Below are 1,884 nucleotides of genomic sequence, written 5' to 3' on the forward strand. Positions count from 1 at the left end.
CACAACGCCAACCACATCCGACCCAAAGTCGATGGGATCAAGGTGGGCGGTCATCAGGCGTCGTCGGCGTCGATGGTGTCGATCATGACGGCGCTTTATTTCTCGGCGTTGCGGCCGGAGGATCGGGTCGCCGTCAAGCCGCATGCTTCGCCGGTCTTTCACGCCATTCAGTATCTCATGGGGAACCTGACCCGTGAGAAGATGGAGAACTTCCGCGGCATGGGCGGGGTCCAGAGCTATCCGAGCCGGACGAAGGATATCGACGACGTCGACTTTTCGACCGGCTCTGTTGGGCTCGGTGTGGCGATCACCTCGTTCGCGTCGCTTGTGCAGGATTATGTCTCATCCAAGCCGTGGGGCAGCGATGCACCCGTGGGCAGAATGGTCGCGCTGGTCGGCGATGCCGAACTGGATGAGGGCAATGTCTATGAGGCGCTGCAGGAGGGCTGGAAGAACGATCTTCGCAACACATGGTGGATCATCGACTACAACCGGCAGTCGCTCGACGGGATCGTCCGGGAGGGTCTTTTCGGCCGGGTGGAGAAGATCTTCGACGCCTTCGGGTGGGACGTGGTCCGCGTCAAATACGGCACGCTTCAGCGGGCAGCCTTCGAAGAGCCCGGCGGCGACAAGCTGAAAGCGTGGATCGACGGGTGCTCCAATCAGGAATATGCGGCGCTGACCTTCATGGGCGGCGCGGTCTGGCGCGAGCGTCTGATGAATGACCTTGGCGATCAGGGCGACGTAACCGCGCTGATCGACCGGAGGACCGACAGTGAGCTTGCGGCACTGATGGAAAACCTCGGCGGCAACTGCGTTCAGACGATGGCCGAGGCCTTTGCCGCCATCGATCACGACCGGCCTACATGTTTCCTCGCCTATACGATCAAGGGGTGGGGGACACCGATTGCCGGTCACAAGGACAATCACGGCGGCCTGATGAACAAGGCGCAGTTTGCCGAATGGCAGGCTCATATGGGTGTCACCCCGGGCGAGGAGTGGGAGCCGTTTGCGACGGTCGAGGACGCCTCGGCGCTGAAGACGTTTCTTGGCGAGGTGCCCTTCTTCGCGAAAGGTCCGCGACGCTATTCGGACGACAGGTTGCCCGTTCCCGAAATAGAGCTCGACACATCGCGCGAGTTGTCGACGCAGATGGCCTTCGGCAAGGTGCTCGACGATCTGGCGCGGGGGGGCAGCGCGCTGGCCGACAGGATCCTGACGACCTCTCCCGATGTCACCGGCACCACCAGCCTCGGCCCTTGGGTCAATCGACGGAAGCTCTTCGCGCGGACTGCGCTTGCCGACGCCTTTATCGAGCACCGCATTCCGTCGACCGCGAAATGGGAGTTCGATCCGACCGGCCAGCATTTCGAGCTGGGCATCGCGGAAATGAACCTGATGCTGTTGCTCGGCGCGGCGGGCCTGAGCCACAGCCTGTTCGGCAAGCGCGTCATTCCCATCGGCACGGTCTACGATCCCTTCGTGTCCCGCGGGCTCGATGCGTTGAACTACGCCTGCTATCAGGGTTCGCGCTTCATCCTCGTCGGTACGCCGTCCGGCGTTACACTGGCGCCCGAGGGCGGCGCGCACCAGTCGATCGGCACGCCTCTGATCGGCATGAGCCAGGACGGCCTCGCCGCGTTCGAGCCCGCCTTCGCCGACGAATTGGCCGTCATCATGGAATGGGCGTTCGACTATGTGCAGCGGGACGGGGAAGGCGATCCGGACGAGCGAACATGGCTTCGGGACGAGACCGGCGGCGCGGTTTACCTGCGACTGACCACCAACCCGATCGAGCAGCCGGGCAAACGCGGCGACGATGCCTTTAGGCAGGGGGCGATTGACGGCGCCTACTGGTTGCGGAAGCCCGGTCCGAATTGCGAG

Annotated in this window: 1 protein-coding gene; it reads left to right on the top strand. The window is 63.3% G+C overall.

What is annotated here, in order from left to right; all coding sequences use genetic code 11:
* Positions 1-1,884: 1-deoxy-D-xylulose-5-phosphate synthase N-terminal domain-containing protein (locus tag GQ651_RS18575; protein WP_160765787.1), on the top strand; the 1,884-nt coding region annotated here is incomplete at both ends.

The organism is Kangsaoukella pontilimi, from assembly GCF_009830125.1.
Taxonomy (GTDB): domain Bacteria; phylum Pseudomonadota; class Alphaproteobacteria; order Rhodobacterales; family Rhodobacteraceae; genus Kangsaoukella; species Kangsaoukella pontilimi.